Source organism: Mycolicibacterium mageritense (assembly GCF_010727475.1).
Classification (GTDB): domain Bacteria; phylum Actinomycetota; class Actinomycetes; order Mycobacteriales; family Mycobacteriaceae; genus Mycobacterium; species Mycobacterium mageritense.
In genome coordinates this window covers 6,670,905-6,685,641 of the sequence record NZ_AP022567.1, presented here as the reverse complement: position 1 = coordinate 6,685,641, position 14,737 = coordinate 6,670,905, and the positions used below count along the sequence as shown (strand labels likewise).

Genomic DNA, 14,737 nt, shown 5'->3' with positions numbered 1-14,737 from the left:
GCTCTTGAGGAGGCACCGTGGCCATGCACGAGGTCGATGACATCACCGAGCAGATGGTCCGCAGCGTTCTGGCCTACGCGGAGAACCGATTACGCATGAACCCGGTTCCCCTCGACAAGGGTGTGCTCTCGGTTGACGAGCTCTACGGGCGCCTGGACGGCCTCATCCGAGACACGCCGCGCTCACCCGACGAGGTGCTCGGTGTGTACACCTCGGTCATCGCGCCGAGCGTGATCTCGGCGGACAGCCCACGCTTCCTCGGCTTCATCCCGGCCGCTCCCACCAAGGCGAGCCTGCTGTTCGACATGCTGGTGTCGTGCGCCTCCATCCAGGGCATCTCGTGGCTTGAGGCTTCGGGAGCAATCGCCGCCGAGAACACCGTGCTGAGGTTGATCGCGGACGAAGCGGGCCTACCCCCGTCCGCCGGTGGGTGTTTCGTGTCCGGTGGTTCGGCGGGCAACCTCTCGGCGCTGGCGACCGCGCGGGAGACCGCCAAGAAGCGCGGGGCCGCGGGCCGGCTTCGGGTGGTCGTCGGAACCGACGCGCACTCCTCGATCGTGAACACGCTGAACCTGCTCGAGATGGACGCGCTGGTGGTCGACACCCCGGACCACCGCCTGACCGCGGACACCGTCCGCGCCGCAGTTCCCGAGGACACCGCGAACATCGCTGCGGTGGTGTGTACTTCGGGCACCACCAATGCGGGCATCATCGACGACCTCGCGGGCGTGGGCGCGCTGGCCCGCGAGCGCGGCTGGTGGTTTCACGTGGACGGCGCCTACGGCGGTTCCGGCATCTTCGCGCCGTCGTTGCGCCCCAAGTACAACGGCATCGAGCAGGCCGACTCGTTCATCCTCGATCCGCACAAGTGGCTTTTCACGCCGTTCGACTGCTGCGCACTGCTGTATCGCGAGCCGCAGCTGGCGCGGGCCACCCATACCCAGGACGCTTCGTACCTCGACGTCATCCACACCTCCGACGGGGAATGGAATCCGACGGATTACGCCTATCACCTGACCCGCCGGGCGCGCGGGCTGCCGCTCTGGTTTTCCTTGGCGGTCAACGGTATCGACGCCTACCGGCAAGCCATCGAGGTGGCGGCCGAGCTGGCCCGCCAGACCGCGACCCTGATCAACAAGCAACCACACCTCGAGTTGATCCGGGAACCCGACCTCGGCGTTGTGCTGTTCCGGCGGGTGGGCTGGAAGCCCGAAGACTACGACGCGTGGGCGCAGGCTCTCCACAACGAGGAGATCGCGTTCATCCCACCCACCAAGTGGGAAGGGGAAACCGTGGGGCGCTTCGCATTCCTGCATCCCGATACCAGCCTGGAGCTGGTGCGCGAAGTGTTGGCCCGGACAGAATAGGCCGAGCGGGCGCTCTCACCGCGAAACCGGAACCGTCCGGAGCGCCTCGGCGACACAGTCCCGCCACGGGCGGTCGCCAAGTTCGGTGACGGCGGACTTGCCGAACGCGCTGGAGATCACCAGATCGGGATCGAAAGTCGCCAACAGGTGCAGACTTTCGGTGATCGCCGCGGCGTCGCCGACACCGGGTATGACGAATGTCGACCAATGCCCGTCGTGATCGACGAACATGGTGTCGCCCGTGAACAGGTACCTGCCGTCGGCGCCGTCGACCAGGTAGCTGGTACTGCCCGGCGTGTGTCCCGGCGTCGGGATCACCTCGATGCCGTTGACGTCACGGTGGCGGTCCGCGAGCGGTACATCGATGCGGGCGTGTGCCCCGATGGTGGCCTGCTCGGCGGCCGGGGCGTGTAACCGGCTGCCGAACCGTTCGGCGATCCGGGCGAGCATCGGGCCCGCCTCGTCCTGATGGGACAGGTATTGGTCGTGCACCCCGCCGAGCGATGCGATGGTGTCGAAGTCGGCGTCGCTCGCCGGACAGTAGAACAAGCTGTTGTGCCCGTCGGCCTGCCAGAGGTAGGCGTGGGTGGTCAGCCCTGGAAACGGTGTGTCGGTGCGGGTTTGCCAGAGATCACTGCGGAGCTGGGTCATTTCGGCTGTCATGATTGCAGCCTGGACCCTCAACAATGGTTGAGGTCAAGCACCGGTTCAGGATTTCTCGGTGCTGTCCCAGATCTCGATCATCGTGCCCATGATCTCCTGCGCACAGCCCAGCCCGCCGAGGTGGCTCTCGTACGGCAGCTCGGTGAGCTGCGCATCGGGCAGCCGCGACACCACGTGCTGTCCGTGCGCGAACGGCACGATGTGGTCGTGGTCGCCGTGCCACCACCGGACGGGCACCTTGACCTCGTCGAGCCGGAAACCCCAGTCCCGCTCGAACACCACGATGTCGTAGAAGGGTGCGGCCAGTTGCTTGCGGCTGCCGTTGAGCAGGTCGTCGAGGAACATGGCCTTGAACTCGGGCCTGCTGAGCATCCGCCGGTCCCCTTCGGGGGAGAGCCGCGCATAGATCTCCAACGCAGGTGATGCCACCGGCCGGATGAGGCGGATCAGGCTCGAGGCCGCCAGCCTGATCGGCGCGCCCGCCACCTGCAGCACCGGTGCCACTGCCGCGCCGAGTTGCATGAGCGGGCTGCTGATGCCGTCGGGGCCGACCATCGGCGCGACACCGCCGAGCACGCCGACCGCCACCACGCGGTCGGACATGCCCGCCGCGCACGCCAACGTGTAAGGGCCGCCACCCGACAAACCGATCACGGCCATCTTGTCGATGCCGAGGGTGTCGGCAATCGTGCGCAGGTCATCGGCGAAGGCCAGCACCGACTCGTACTGGTGCGGTGTCGATGAGCCGATACCGGGCCGGTCCACGCCGATCAGCCGGATGTGGTTCTGTTCGGCGTAGAGCCGGGCCTCGGTCGGGATCTGGCGGCGGGCACCCGGGGTGCCGTGCAGCCAGAAGATTGCCCGTCCCTGCGGATCGCCGAATTCGGCGAATCCGATCTGACGGTCATCGCCTACGGCGATGTTGCCCTCCAATTTGGGACGGGCGATCGCGATAACCATGCGCTGTCGGTCAGCCGGCGACTGAGGCGTCGAAGATCGACTGGATCGACTTGTCCAGCGTGGCGTTGAACTCCTCGTCGGACTGCTGGGCCGAAAGGCCTTCTGTCAGCGCGCGGCTGAAGCTGGCGATCACGCCGCTGTTCTGCGCCAGCAGCGCATTGGCCTCGTCGCGCGAGTAGCCACCGGACAGCGCGACCACGCGCATCACCTTGGGGTGATCGACCAGCGACCGGTAGTGGTTGGCCACGGTCGGCAGGGTGAGCTTGAGCATGACCTGCTGGCCATCGGGCAGCGCGTCGAGATTCTTGGTGAGCTCGTCACGCAACAGATCCTCGGCTTCGGCCTTGTCGGTGATCGAGATCGTGACCTCGGGCTCGATGATCGGGATCAGCCCGTGCGACAGCACCTGCTTGCCGACCTCGAACTGCTGCGCCACCACGGCAGCGATGCCGGTGGGGTTGGCGGCACCGATCACCGAACGCTCCTTGGTGCCGAAGATCCCGTTCTTCACTCCGCGGGCCAAGAGCTCGTCGAGCGTCGGCATGGGCTTCATCAGCTGAACGCCGTCGGCCTCCTCTGCCAGGCCCTTGTCGATCTTGAGCAATGGCACCACGCCCTTGTCCTCCCACAGGAAGGTGGCAGACGGCTTGCCTTCGATGGAGCGGTCCATGGTCTGCTCGAACAGGATCGCGGCCAGCACGCGGTCGCCGCCGAACGCGGGCGAGGTGATGATGCGCGAGCGCATCTGATGAATCAGGTCGAACATCTCGTCTTCGGAGGAGTAGGCGCTCTCCTCGACCCCGTAGAGCCGCAGCGCCTTGGGGGTCGAGCCGCCGCTCTGGTCGAGCGCGGCGATGAAGCCCTTGCCCGCGGTCATCTTGTCGGCCTGCTGCTGGTTCACCATGGGGTTTGTCCACTCCTTTGAAGACATGTGTCGTGTGCTCCGTGAGCCAATCCGCTACGAGGATATTCGGCGGCTCGACGAGCCAGGCCGCCACCTCATGACGGCGTGCTTACGGCCGCCGCAACGGCCGCGGCCGCGCGGTCCACGTCGTCGTCGGTGGTGGCCCAGTTTGAGAAGGACACCCGCAGCACGTGCTGCCCGTTCCAGGTGGTTCCGCCGAGCCAGCAGGTGCCGTCGGCCTGCACCGCGGCGATCGCCGTCCGGTTGGCGTCGTCGTCGCCGGGCAGTCGTACCAGCACCTGGTTGAGCACGACGTCGTTCAGCACTCGGGCGCCCGGGATGGCCGCGAGCAGCTGTGCCATGCGCCGGGCCTGGCCGCAGTTGCGTCGCACCAGGTCGGCGACGCCGGTGCGGCCCAGCGAGCGCAGCGCGGCATAGATCGGGACGGCCCTCGCGCGCCGCGAACTCTCCGGCACGTAGTTGGTGTTGTCGCGCTGTCCGGGATCGGCCACCAGGTACGGTCCCGCCAGCCCGGTCGCGGCCAGGTGCGCGTCCCGGTCGGCGACGATTGCCATCGCGCCGTCGTAGGGCACATTGAGCCACTTGTGCGCGTCGACGGCCCAGGAGTCGGCCCGCGCCGCGCCCGCGGTGAGGTAGGCGAGGTCTGGAGCGGCGGCGGCCCACAGGCCGAACGCGCCGTCGATGTGCAGCCACGCGCTGTGCGCGGCGCACACGTCGGCGATCGCGTCGAGGTCGTCGAACGCACCGGTGGCCACATTGCCCGCTTGCGCGCAGACGATCGTCGGGCAGTCGTCGCTCGCCAATTCGGCGGCCAGAGCCTGCGGCTTCATGCGGCCCTGCGCGTCCGCGGCGACGCGCACGGCCGTGGACTCACCCAGCCCCAGCAGACGCAACGCGGTGTGGATCGTGACGTGGGCCTGTTCGCCGCACAACACTCGGATGCGGGGAGCTCCGATGAGCCCGTCGCGGCCGACGTCCCAGCCCGCGCGGGCCAGCACCGCGTGGCGAGCCGCAGCAAGACCCGTGGTGTTCGCCGCCTGCGCGCCGGTGACGAAGCCGACGGACGCATCGGACGGCAAGGACAACAGGTCGAGAATCCACTCCGCCGTGATGTCCTCGATCGCGGCGGCCGCGGGCGAGAGCGAATGGAAGGCCGCGCACTGATCCCACGCCGAGACCAACCAGTCCGCCGCCAGGGCGGCAGGCAGCGCACCCCCGATGACGAAACCGAAGTGCCGCGGGCCTGCGCTGGCGACCAGGCCCGGTTCGGCGCCAGTTGCCAACGCATCTATGACCGTGGCGGGGTCGTCGCCGTGCTCGGGCAGGAACTCGCCGAGACGCTGGCGAACCGACGGGGCGTCGACCCGCGCTGCGACCGGTCGTTCGTCGAGACTGCCGAGGAAGGTCGTGGCGTGGTTCAGCGCGGTATGCAGCGCTGCGGCTCGGTCAACACGTGAGGCGGGCATGCCGAAAACCTACGCGGGTGCTGCCCAGTGGATTTTGCATTTCTTGCCAGCAATTCCAGATTCATCCGGCAGCGGCGACGTCCTGTATTAGCCACGAAATTCGGTCTTTCCAGTCGATGCGACGGGTGGTCGGCACCGGACGGCGGTCGTGAGCGCCATCGTTGGATCCGGCAGCAGAGCTGCGGGGCCGACGGATCCCCGGTTTCCCGGCCGTGTGAACAGTGCGGGGCGGGTGTTGCCGATTGTCCAGTGCTGGTGGCTTTACCTCATATTATTCTGTTTGCTCTTGACAGTCCGGCGTTGCGTGTCGAAGTATTTTGGGGGAGTCGGGGCGATCAGTACGCGGGGTCTGATCGCCCCGACAGTGTCGGAATCGGAACGTTCGGATGCGGCGGGTCGGGGTTGTCGATGGAGGGGAGACACCACCGTGCAGGCCACCGGAAGCGCGGTCACGCTGGTCGCGGTATTAGCTGTGACGGTGTCGGGCGTAACGGGTTGCGCGCGCCCGGCAAATCCCGGGCAGAGTGTTGACGCTCCTGTCGTCGCCGACGCAGGCGTAACCGTGCCCAACCTCGATGACGCGGTGAGCATGCACAGCACCACGATTCCGACGCCCGGGGGACCGTTCGTGGTGCAAGGCGAAATCCTGCAGAAGTACCTCGCGTTCGGTGGTGTCTCCAGCGCGCTCGGGCTGCCCACGTCCGACGAGTTGTCGGCTCGTGGCGGCTCGGGCCGGTACAGCACGTTCACGGGCGGAGCCATCTATTGGACGCATCGCACCGGAGCGCACGTGGTGTGGGGCCGCATCCGGGAGGGCTGGGAGCGGTCCGGTGGCCCCGACGGTCCGCTCGGCTACCCGACGACCGACGAGCGCAGCATTCCCGACGGCTGGGAGTCGACGTTCCAGCACGGCATCATCGCGCACACGAAAGGGCAGACCCGCATCGAGACGCGCTGATGACGCTCAGCGGGGTGCGACGACCACCGGGGTCGACAGCATCTCCCGGAACTCGACCATGGGTTCCTGCTTGATGATGGTGCTCCCCGCGGTGACCAGCAGCTCACGCGGAGACACCGCATAACTCACGTTGGCGTTCCGCGCGAGAAACTGTCGCCCCTGCACGGTCTGTGCCCCCGCGGTCAGGGCGGCCCTGTCGCTCAATCGGACACCGTGGTACTCGAAGCGGCCACTGCGGTCCAGGCAGATCACCACGAGCGACAGTCGGGTGCGGCCGATCGCCCTGATGGTCTGCGTGTCGGTGCACCGGGCCGGTGAGCCGACGAAGCCTGCCTCGTCGACGGCGTACGGCGACACCGCCACGGGCGCGCTCGCCGGCTGAGCGCGGTGCTGCGGCCGCACGGCGGGCGTGGGTGCGGTGGTCAGGTTACGGGCGCCCACCGCTTCTGCCGAGTGCCGGGCGGAGAGCTTTGCCGCAAGTGAGGACGAGAACGCGACGACGGTGGCCACCATTGCGCCGACCGCGCCGGCGGCCAGCAGCCCCAAGCCCAACGGACGCCAACGTCGTTGTGGCGGTTTGCGATGCCGACCACCGGTACGCGGTCGAGATGACGAAGACCGTGGCAAGGCGACCGGAGTCGCGGATCCGACACCGCTCCTGTGCGAGCTCATATGGCTCACATTCTGCACCACGCGGTGCGGCCGATCTTGCGCGACACGCGTGTGTACGCGTTGGCGGCCCGCCAGCAAAACAGCTGGCCCCTCGTCGGAGACGTTGCTGCCGTGGATGATTGGGCGCGTCGCGCCGTGGCGTTCGGCAACAGCGCCGGGCGCCCGGTACCGGAGTGCGGCCCAGAAGTCCGTGCAGGCCCGGGCGGGTTCGCCGCCGGCGGATGTCGGTCGCCGGCAACGTCCGAAGACGTACATCACTGTGACCGGGAGGGAGTCGCTGGTCGGTCCGACAGCGCCGCCGCCCCTTCCGGTCACGCCGATTCAAACGGGTAACCCGCACCTCGATCCTGGTTAGCGTCCAATGGCCGATACCTGCAGCCACTTTCGAGGGAAGTCTGGACATGACCGCGACGCACACCGAGACCCGCCTGAAGATCACGCCACTGTCCGGATGGACCGGTGCGCTCATCGAGGGGGCTGACCTGTCGGCCCCGCTGGCGGTCGAGCAGATCGACGGCATCCGCGCGGCCCTGCACCAGTGGAAAGTGCTGTTCTTCCGCGATCAGTCGCTCGACCACGCAGCCCAGATCGCGTTCGGCGCGCAGTTCGGCGATGTCACACCCGGGCATCCGTACGAGGGCGACTCCGCCCCAGCGGGATTCCCGCAGATCCACACGGTATCGCCGGCCGCTTACGACCATCGCTACGGCACCAAGTATCGAAAGCGTCTGAGCCCCAACGGTCCCGGTTGGCATGCCGACGTCACGCCCCTGATCAATCCACCCTCGCATTCCATTCTGCGGGCCGAGCAGGTGCCCGCCTACGGCGGTGACACCCAATTCACCAATGTGGCAGCGGTATACGCCGGGTTGTCCGAAACCGTTCGCGAGTTCATCGACGAGCTGCGGGCCGAGCACCGGTTCGGTGCGACAGTCTCAGCGGAACGCAGCGCCGAGAAGATCGGCGATCTGGTCCGGTCGAATCCGCTCGCGTCGATTCACCCGGTGGTACGGGTGCATCCGGAAACCGGTGAGAAGGTGGTGTACGTCAACCCCTCCTTCACCCGCGAGATCGTGAATCTGGCACCGCGGGAAAGCCGGCACGTCCTGGAACTGTTGTTCGAAGAGATCGCCCGGCCCGAGTACTCGGTTCGGTTCAAATGGGAGCCCGGCAGCGTCGCGTTCTGGGACAACCGGGCCGCCCTGCACCTGGCGCCCCGGGACTTCGAGCACGTTGAAGGGGACCGCGTGCTGCACCGCATCACGCTGGTCGGAGACGTGCCGGTCGGCCCGGACGGCGTTGCGTCGGAATCGATTTCGGGCGACTACTTCGGGGCGGCCTAGATCATGGCCACGCTGCTCGCCGGGCAGGACCAGACCGTCGGTGCCGGCGCGGTCGTCGCGTTGGTCGATCCGCGTGCCGCCGTGCGCAGATCTCAGCGCAAGCCGTTGGTGCCTCGCGCGGTACAGCGACTGCTCGGTCCGGTGCTGCTCGTCGGGTTGTGGCAGGTGCTGTCGATCACCGGGGTCTTCGACGAACGCACGGTACCGCCGCCGACCCGGGTGGTCCGCGCGGCGTGGGCACTGGTCGTGGACGGATCGTTCCAGCAGCACCTGACCGCGAGCCTGTTACGGGTGGGTTATGGTCTGGCGTTCGGTATCGCGCTTGGCCTCGTGCTGGCCCTGGTGTCGGGTTTGTCGAGGGTCGGCGAGAATTTCGTCGACGCGAACATGGAAGTACTGCGCGCAGTTCCCAACTTCGCCCTCGTACCGCTGCTGATCGTGTGGTTCGGGATCAGTGAGGTGCCGAAGATCCTGCTGATTACCCTCGCGGTCGCGGTCGCGATCTACATCAACACGTTCAGCGCCATCCGCAGTGTCGACGCGGGTCTGGTCGAGGCGGCACGATCGTTCGGCGCCGGTCGGGCCGAGATGATCTACCGGGTCATCATTCCCGGTTCGCTCCCGGGCTTCCTCGTCGGTCTGCGACTGGCGCTCACCGCGTCCTGGCTGTCGTTGATCTTCGCCGAGACCATCAACGCCAAGCGGGGTCTGGGCCGGATGATGACCGATGCCCGGGAGTACTTCCAGATCGACGTCGTGTTCGTGCTGATCGCCGTCTACGCGATCCTGGGCCTGGTGTCGATCCTCGTCGTGCGCTTCCTCGAGGGCCGGCTGCTCACCTGGAGGCGCGCGTATGACGGTGACTGACGCCGTGGTGATCGCCAAAGGCGTACGAAAGCGCTTCGGCACCAACGTTGTTCTCGACGATCTCGACCTCGAGATCCGCGCGGGCGAGTTCGTCGCACTGCTCGGGCGCAGCGGGTCGGGCAAGAGCACGTTCCTGCGGGCGCTGGGCGCGCTGGACGGCGACGTCGACGGTCACCTCCGTGTTCCCGAACGGCGCGCGATCGTGTTCCAGGATCCACGGTTGCTGCCGTGGCAGCGGGTGCTGGCGAACGTCACGATCGGGCTGCCCGCGACCCGGGCCGTGCAGCAGGGTGCGCTGGCCGCGCTCGCCGAGGTCAACCTGGCGGACAAGGCCAAGGTCTGGCCGCGCACCCTGTCCGGCGGCGAGGCCCAACGCGTGGCCCTGGCGCGGGCGCTGGTGCGCGAACCTCAACTGCTCCTGCTCGACGAACCCTTTGGCGCGCTCGATGCGCTGACCCGGCTCAAGATGCACGGGTTGCTGCTCGACCTGTATCGCCGACATGTTCCTGCGGTGCTGCTGGTGACCCACGACGTCGACGAGGCCATCGCATTGGCCGACCGGGTGATAGTCCTGACCGACGGTGTGATCTCGCTCGACGTCGAAGTGGCCCTGGCCAAACCGCGGGCGCGAGACGGCCACGAATTCGTCGCGCTCAGAAGACGTCTGCTCGCCGAACTCGGCGTATCCGAAGACCAGGCCTGAACCCTGTGCCCGCCCGGGCACCCGATCGAAGATGAGTAGTGACTGTGCACAAGGACCGATCTCGATGGAAAATTGCTGCGCTGCTGGCGATCCCGATCATCGCCAGTGCGTGCGGGCTGTCAGATGACGACGCGGGTGGCGCCATCGATTCGGTGCGGATCGCGGCCAAAACCGACGTTCCGGCCGGCACCAAGATCGTCGTCGCCGAACAGAACGCCACGCAGTCATTGCCGTGGAACCTGGCCGACGCCGGACGCGATGCACCGTACGAGGTCGAGTTCGCCGATTTCAGCGGCGGTGCGGCGGTCATCGAAGCGTTGCGATCCGGTGCCGCCGACGTCGGGTCGATCGGCGAGGCCCCCGTTCCCATCGCGGTGGACAACGGCGTCACCGATCTGGTGACCATTGGACTACAGGCCAACCCCGGCACGAGCGGCGGCTACTTCCTGGTGGCCCGGCCGAACAGCGGGGTCACCAGGATCGAGGATCTGCGCGGCAAGCGCGTCGCCTATCCGCCGGGTTCGGGCCGCCACATGATCACCGCGGCACTGCTCAAGCAGCACGGTCTGGATCTCAGGCACGACGTGCAACCCGTGGAACTGGCCGGCGCGGAGGTGGTTCCGACGTTCGCGGCAGGTGCGGTCGATGCGGCGATCGTGCTGGGCAATCAGTACTACCAATTGGGTGAACCGCCCATCCTCGGGGACGGCAAGGGCATCAACACCGGTATCCAGAGCCTCATAGTCCGCAAAGACGTGCTCAACGATCCGGCCAAGGCTGCCGCCATCGGTGACTACGTGGGCCGAGCAGTGGCGGCCACCAACTGGAAGGACACCCACGCCGACGAGTGGATCAACGAGTACTACGTCAAGCAGCAGGGCATCACGTTCGATCAGGGCAAGAAGCTCTACGACGAAGACGGGATCGCGTCGTACTACCCGATCGACGCCAACTCCACGGCACTGTTCCAGACCGTCGCGGACGGGCTGCACGAGACCGGGACCACCAAGACGCTGGTCGATCTGAAGCCTTACGTCGACGGCCGCTACAACGACATCGTCAATGCGCAGAACCAACTCGACGGCGTCACGCCCAAGCCGCTCAAGTCCTAGAGAGGGGAAGAACAGATGACCCACCCGGCGTCAGCACTGAGTATCCGTCCGCAGTCGGGTTGGACGGGCGCCGAGATCCACGGCGTTGATCTCACAGCACCGTTGTCCGACGAACAGATCGCCGAAATCCGTGCCGCACTGCTGAAGTGGAAGGTGGTGTTCTTCCGCGACCAGACCATCGGCCACGATGACCACCTGCGTTTTGCCCGCGCGTTCGGCGCACCGACTCCGGCGCATCCGCTGTTCGACGCGATCCCGGACCCGCACTATCCCACGATCTACCCGATCTTCCGGGACCGGTTCAAGGCGCGCTACGGCGCCAGCCGCGGCTTCGACAAACCCAACTGGCATGCCGACGTCACGGCGGCCGTCAATCCGCCGGCCGCATCTATCCTGCGGGCCGAGGAGATCCCGCCCTACGGCGGCGACACGCAATGGTCGAATACCGTTGCGGCATATGCCGGTTTGTCGGCTCCCTTGCAGCGGCTGGCCGATCGGCTGCGGGCCGTGCACCGCTTCTCGCCACCTGACGGAACCACCGCGACCGACGACTATCGGCAGCGGGTTGAGCGCAGGCCGTTGTTGAGCGAGCACCCCGTGGTGCGTGTGCATCCCGAGACGGGGGAGAAGGCGCTCTACGTGAACCCCGGGTTCACGAGTCACATCGTCGACGTGTCGCCGCACGAGAGCAGGCGGCTGCTCGGCCTCTTCTACGACGAGCTCACCCGGCCTGAGTACACCGTGCGCTTCAAGTGGGAGCCAGGCAGCATCGCGTTCTGGGACAACCGCGCGACGGTGCACTTGGCACCGTCCGACCTCACGCTGGACCATGACCGCAGGCTGTACCGGGTCACGCTGGTCGGCGATGTACCGCAGGGGCCGGACGGGCGGCCGTCGGTCGCGCTGGACGGTGAACCGTTCGAGGCGGCCTGAGACCTAGGCCGCCACCACGACAGTGAGTTCGGACCCGTCGCGTTCGACGTGCATCCCGGCGCGCCGGGCGACGGTTGCGACTGCCGCCGCATCGTCGGGTTCCGCGCGTGAGCTGCTCAGCACGCGCGCGAGCCGGCCTTTGTGTGCCTTGTTGAAGTGACTGACGACGGTGCGGTGCCCGTCGGGGTGCTCGGCGAGCACCTGGACCCGCACCGCGTCGGGTATCCGACCCAACGCCGCGTACGACCCCGAGCGGAGGTCGACGATCAGTTCGTTTCGGGCGTGCTCGGCCAGCAGCGGCTCGAGCAGCGGCCGCCAGCGGGTGCTCAGGCCCGGCCGGCCCGGCAGTTTCGACGTCGCCGACAGGCGGTAAGCCGGTACCCGGTCGTCTGCCCGCAGCAGCCCGAACAGCGCCGAGCCCACGGCAAGCCTGCCGCGAGCCCGGGCGGCGGCGGTGCCACGCAGCGAGCCGATGTCCAGCGCGTCGTAGAGCACGCCGGTGTAGCGGGTGATCGCTGGCAGCGTCGGCGCATTCCGAAGTTCGGCGTTTCTGCCGATCTCGTCGTCCTGCTTGGCCGACAGGCCGAGCGCCTTGCGACTGCCGGCTGGGTCGGCCGCGAGGGCGACCAGCTCGTCGACCAGTTGGGTGCGCAGCGGGGTCAGCTCGGGCGAACTGAGGCGGTCCAGTTGCAGGGGTGGGCCGTCACCGCCGGCTTGCTTGGTCTCCGACGGAGGCAGGAGCACGATCACACCGAGACGTTAGCGGAGTGATCGTGGCGTCCTGCGCACCGACAGGTGTGATCCTGGCCTGCTCAGACCGGCATGCCGACGGGCGCGTCCGGCGCGGGCGGTGCCTCGGGAGCCGGCGGTGCTTCCGGAGCCGGGACGTCGAGGACGATCGGGGCAGGCGCGAAGGGGTCCGCGGGCGGGGGCGGTGGCGCGAACGGGTCAGCCGGCGGAGGCGGCGGCGGTGCGAACGGGTCCGCGGGCGGCGGGCCGGGCGGCAACGGGGCTTCCGGCGGCGGGGGCGCACCGAACGGCATCGGGGCCTCCGGCGGGGCCGCGGCCGGATCGTCGGCCGCGACCGGCAGGTACATGTGGTGGCTGAACTGGGGCTGGTAGGCGCCGCCGCCACCCACCTTGACGCCACGGCCGCCCTCACCGGACGACACGGGCGTGCCGTCGGGCAGCGTGACGGCGGTGTGGCCGCTGTTCCACCCGATCACCAGGGCGCCCGGCTGGGTGCCGTACTTGAAGCCGCGGGCCAGCAGGGCACGTTCCTGATTGCCGGTGTTGAACCGGTCCCCGAAGGCGGGCCTTCCGGTGGCCACGTTGCTGACCCAGGAGGCCAGACCGGAGCAGTCGGTGCCGGCAGGCGTGTCTCCACCGGAGATGTACGGCGTGCCCGAAACGGACTGGACGAGCGCCATCAGCGATGCGGTCGCAATAGCAAACATGCGGCCGGACGTTAACAGCAGGAAAACTGGGCCGCCAAAATATGTGACTCCCTTCACAATCAAGATCGGCTATTGGCTGGTTCACGCGTCTTTGCGTTCAGTGTCGTTGTCTGCGGCTGCAATTCACGTGCCGTGAGCGGGCCAGGACAGCGTTCCTCGCAACCGTGACAATTTCGCTCAATCTCCTTGCCGCACTGTGTCTGTCTTCGTTACGTCACAGTCGGCCGACCCGCGCCGTTCGCGATATGTATTCGGAATATAGTGCGGGGCAAAGACTTTCAGAGGCAACCGCGGTGCGCTGAGGCCCGGTGGTTTCGGGGCTGGGAGTGTGACCGGTCGATGCCCGCGGTGGTGAACGATGCGACGAGCAACGGATGCGTGGGATTGCGATTCTGGCGAACTTCGACCGTGGCCACCATGTGCCGGGCGAGGGTTCGGTGCGCCAATCGGGGTAGGGGTCGGTTGGGATATGCAGCCGAATGGCTGCATTATGTAGTCGCGCAGCCGGCCGGCTGCCCGACAGGGAAGACGGTGAACCGTGGACGACGTTTTCAGGGCGCTTGCCGACCCCAGCAGACGGCTTTTGCTCGACAGCCTCAACGATCAGGACGGGCAGAGCCTGGGGGAGTTGTGCGCGGGTCTGTCCATGGCACGGCAGTCGGTCAGTAAGCACCTCGCGGTGCTCGAGGCCGCCAACCTGGTGACCACGCAGCGGCGCGGGCGGGAGAAGCTGCACCACCTCAACGCCGAGCCGGTCGCCGCACTCGTAGATGGCTGGATCGACCGTTATCACCGGGCCCGCCCCGAGTCGGCGTTGGAGAGCCCGCCCGCGGCGGACGAGTTCGTCTATCCGACGTATATCCGGACGACGCCGGAACGGTTGTGGCATGCGATCACCACGCCGGCCATCTCGCAGGGCAGTCTCGGTCACGCCATGGAGTCGGACTGGTTGAAGGGTTCAACCTATGTCTGGGTGGCGGGCGATGTGCGCACCGAGCATCCCGAACAGCTCATCCAGGTGTCGGACCCGTATCAGCACCTGGCCTTCGTCTTTCCCGCGGTCACGCCCAGCGTCTGGCCGGGTAGCCATGAGTCGGCGCCCGATTCCGGCGTCGCGGGCGAGGCGGAACCGCGGTCATGGGTCGCATTCGACATCGAGCCGCTCGACAGTCAGGTCAAACTCACCGTGACGCACCACGGCGTCCGTCCGGGAAGCGCCGTCTACCAAGTGATTTCGCACGGCTGGCCGCTGAAGCTGTCATGCCTCAAGTCGGAGCTGGAGCGCGTGGCCCCGCCGCGGTGACCTTTCGC

15 protein-coding genes are annotated in these 14,737 nt (G+C 67.4%); 8 read left to right on the top strand and 7 right to left on the bottom strand.

Features of this window, described 5'->3' with window-relative positions; all coding sequences use genetic code 11:
* Positions 1-23 precede the first annotated feature (23 nt).
* Positions 24-1,367, top strand: a complete 1,344-nt coding sequence (locus G6N67_RS32230; protein WP_036440794.1) for a pyridoxal phosphate-dependent decarboxylase family protein — start codon at positions 24-26, stop codon at positions 1,365-1,367.
* 15 nt (positions 1,368-1,382) lie between these two features.
* Here the strand turns inward: G6N67_RS32230 and G6N67_RS32225 are convergent, their stop codons facing one another.
* From G6N67_RS32225 to G6N67_RS32210, 4 genes are all read right to left on the bottom strand, one after another.
* A complete protein-coding gene (locus tag G6N67_RS32225) occupies positions 1,383-2,030 on the bottom strand; it encodes an MBL fold metallo-hydrolase (protein WP_036440124.1) in 648 nt (215 codons plus the stop codon).
* A 45-nt stretch (positions 2,031-2,075) separates the two neighbouring features.
* Positions 2,076-2,990 (bottom strand): alpha/beta fold hydrolase, encoded by a 915-nt coding sequence (locus tag G6N67_RS32220; RefSeq protein WP_036440127.1) that lies wholly within the window; start codon positions 2,988-2,990, stop codon positions 2,076-2,078.
* Between the two features lie 10 nt (positions 2,991-3,000).
* Positions 3,001-3,894 (bottom strand): fructose bisphosphate aldolase, encoded by an 894-nt coding sequence (locus tag G6N67_RS32215; RefSeq protein WP_036440130.1) that lies wholly within the window; start codon positions 3,892-3,894, stop codon positions 3,001-3,003.
* 95 nt (positions 3,895-3,989) lie between these two features.
* The gene (locus G6N67_RS32210; RefSeq protein ID WP_036440133.1) at positions 3,990-5,381 is read right to left on the bottom strand and encodes a pyridoxal phosphate-dependent decarboxylase family protein; all 1,392 of its coding nucleotides are present in this window, start codon (positions 5,379-5,381) and stop codon (positions 3,990-3,992) included.
* 427 nt (positions 5,382-5,808) lie between these two features.
* On the opposite strand from G6N67_RS32210, the gene G6N67_RS32205 reads away from it, so the two are divergent.
* Positions 5,809-6,339 (top strand): LGFP repeat-containing protein, encoded by a 531-nt coding sequence (locus tag G6N67_RS32205; protein ID WP_230021417.1) that lies wholly within the window; start codon positions 5,809-5,811, stop codon positions 6,337-6,339.
* A gap of 6 nt (positions 6,340-6,345) precedes the next feature.
* Here G6N67_RS32205 and G6N67_RS32200 read toward each other — a convergent pair whose 3' ends face one another.
* Positions 6,346-6,891, bottom strand: coding sequence for a hypothetical protein (locus G6N67_RS32200; protein ID WP_229478739.1), 546 nt, complete (start codon positions 6,889-6,891; stop codon positions 6,346-6,348).
* Positions 6,892-7,412: 521 nt separating this feature from the next.
* Here G6N67_RS32200 and G6N67_RS32195 point away from each other — a divergent pair.
* The 5 genes from G6N67_RS32195 to G6N67_RS32175 are packed head-to-tail and all read left to right on the top strand — an operon-like array spanning position 7,413 to position 11,969.
* A complete protein-coding gene (locus G6N67_RS32195; RefSeq protein ID WP_036440139.1) occupies positions 7,413-8,354 on the top strand; it encodes a TauD/TfdA dioxygenase family protein in 942 nt (313 codons plus the stop codon).
* A gap of 3 nt (positions 8,355-8,357) precedes the next feature.
* Positions 8,358-9,221, top strand: a complete 864-nt coding sequence (locus G6N67_RS32190) for an ABC transporter permease (protein WP_051579191.1) — start codon at positions 8,358-8,360, stop codon at positions 9,219-9,221.
* Positions 9,214-9,924 carry an ABC transporter ATP-binding protein gene (locus G6N67_RS32185; protein ID WP_197747996.1) on the top strand — a complete coding sequence of 237 codons (711 nt, stop codon included), beginning with the start codon at positions 9,214-9,216 and terminating at the stop codon, positions 9,922-9,924. The genes G6N67_RS32190 and G6N67_RS32185 overlap by 8 nt, the downstream gene beginning before the upstream one ends.
* Positions 9,925-9,962: 38 nt before the next feature.
* A complete protein-coding gene (locus G6N67_RS32180) occupies positions 9,963-11,036 on the top strand; it encodes a PhnD/SsuA/transferrin family substrate-binding protein (protein WP_230021414.1) in 1,074 nt (357 codons plus the stop codon).
* Positions 11,037-11,051: 15 nt separating this feature from the next.
* Positions 11,052-11,969 carry a TauD/TfdA dioxygenase family protein gene (locus G6N67_RS32175; protein ID WP_036440146.1) on the top strand — a complete coding sequence of 306 codons (918 nt, stop codon included), beginning with the start codon at positions 11,052-11,054 and terminating at the stop codon, positions 11,967-11,969.
* 3 nt (positions 11,970-11,972) lie between these two features.
* On the opposite strand, the gene yaaA is transcribed toward G6N67_RS32175, so the two are convergent.
* Together yaaA and G6N67_RS32165 are read right to left on the bottom strand one after the other, a co-directional pair.
* Complete coding sequence (gene yaaA / locus G6N67_RS32170; protein ID WP_036440149.1) at positions 11,973-12,719, bottom strand: peroxide stress protein YaaA; 747 nt, start codon at positions 12,717-12,719, stop codon at positions 11,973-11,975.
* A 62-nt stretch (positions 12,720-12,781) separates the two neighbouring features.
* Complete coding sequence (locus tag G6N67_RS32165) at positions 12,782-13,426, bottom strand: C40 family peptidase (protein ID WP_163642378.1); 645 nt, start codon at positions 13,424-13,426, stop codon at positions 12,782-12,784.
* A gap of 538 nt (positions 13,427-13,964) precedes the next feature.
* On the opposite strand from G6N67_RS32165, the gene G6N67_RS32160 reads away from it, so the two are divergent.
* Positions 13,965-14,729 carry an ArsR/SmtB family transcription factor gene (locus G6N67_RS32160; RefSeq protein ID WP_036440152.1) on the top strand — a complete coding sequence of 255 codons (765 nt, stop codon included), beginning with the start codon at positions 13,965-13,967 and terminating at the stop codon, positions 14,727-14,729.
* Positions 14,730-14,737 lie beyond the last annotated feature (8 nt).

Coding starts and splice junctions, on each gene's coding strand:
- G6N67_RS32230 (WP_036440794.1), top strand. CDS start 24: ATGCACGAGGTCGATGACATCACCGAGCAGATGGTCCGCAGCGTTCTG.
- G6N67_RS32225 (WP_036440124.1), bottom strand. CDS start 2,030: ATGACAGCCGAAATGACCCAGCTCCGCAGTGATCTCTGGCAAACCCGC.
- G6N67_RS32220 (WP_036440127.1), bottom strand. CDS start 2,990: ATGGTTATCGCGATCGCCCGTCCCAAATTGGAGGGCAACATCGCCGTA.
- G6N67_RS32215 (WP_036440130.1), bottom strand. CDS start 3,894: ATGGTGAACCAGCAGCAGGCCGACAAGATGACCGCGGGCAAGGGCTTC.
- G6N67_RS32210 (WP_036440133.1), bottom strand. CDS start 5,381: ATGCCCGCCTCACGTGTTGACCGAGCCGCAGCGCTGCATACCGCGCTG.
- G6N67_RS32195 (WP_036440139.1), top strand. CDS start 7,413: ATGACCGCGACGCACACCGAGACCCGCCTGAAGATCACGCCACTGTCC.
- G6N67_RS32190 (WP_051579191.1), top strand. CDS start 8,358: ATGGCCACGCTGCTCGCCGGGCAGGACCAGACCGTCGGTGCCGGCGCG.
- G6N67_RS32175 (WP_036440146.1), top strand. CDS start 11,052: ATGACCCACCCGGCGTCAGCACTGAGTATCCGTCCGCAGTCGGGTTGG.
- G6N67_RS32165 (WP_163642378.1), bottom strand. CDS start 13,426: ATGTTTGCTATTGCGACCGCATCGCTGATGGCGCTCGTCCAGTCCGTT.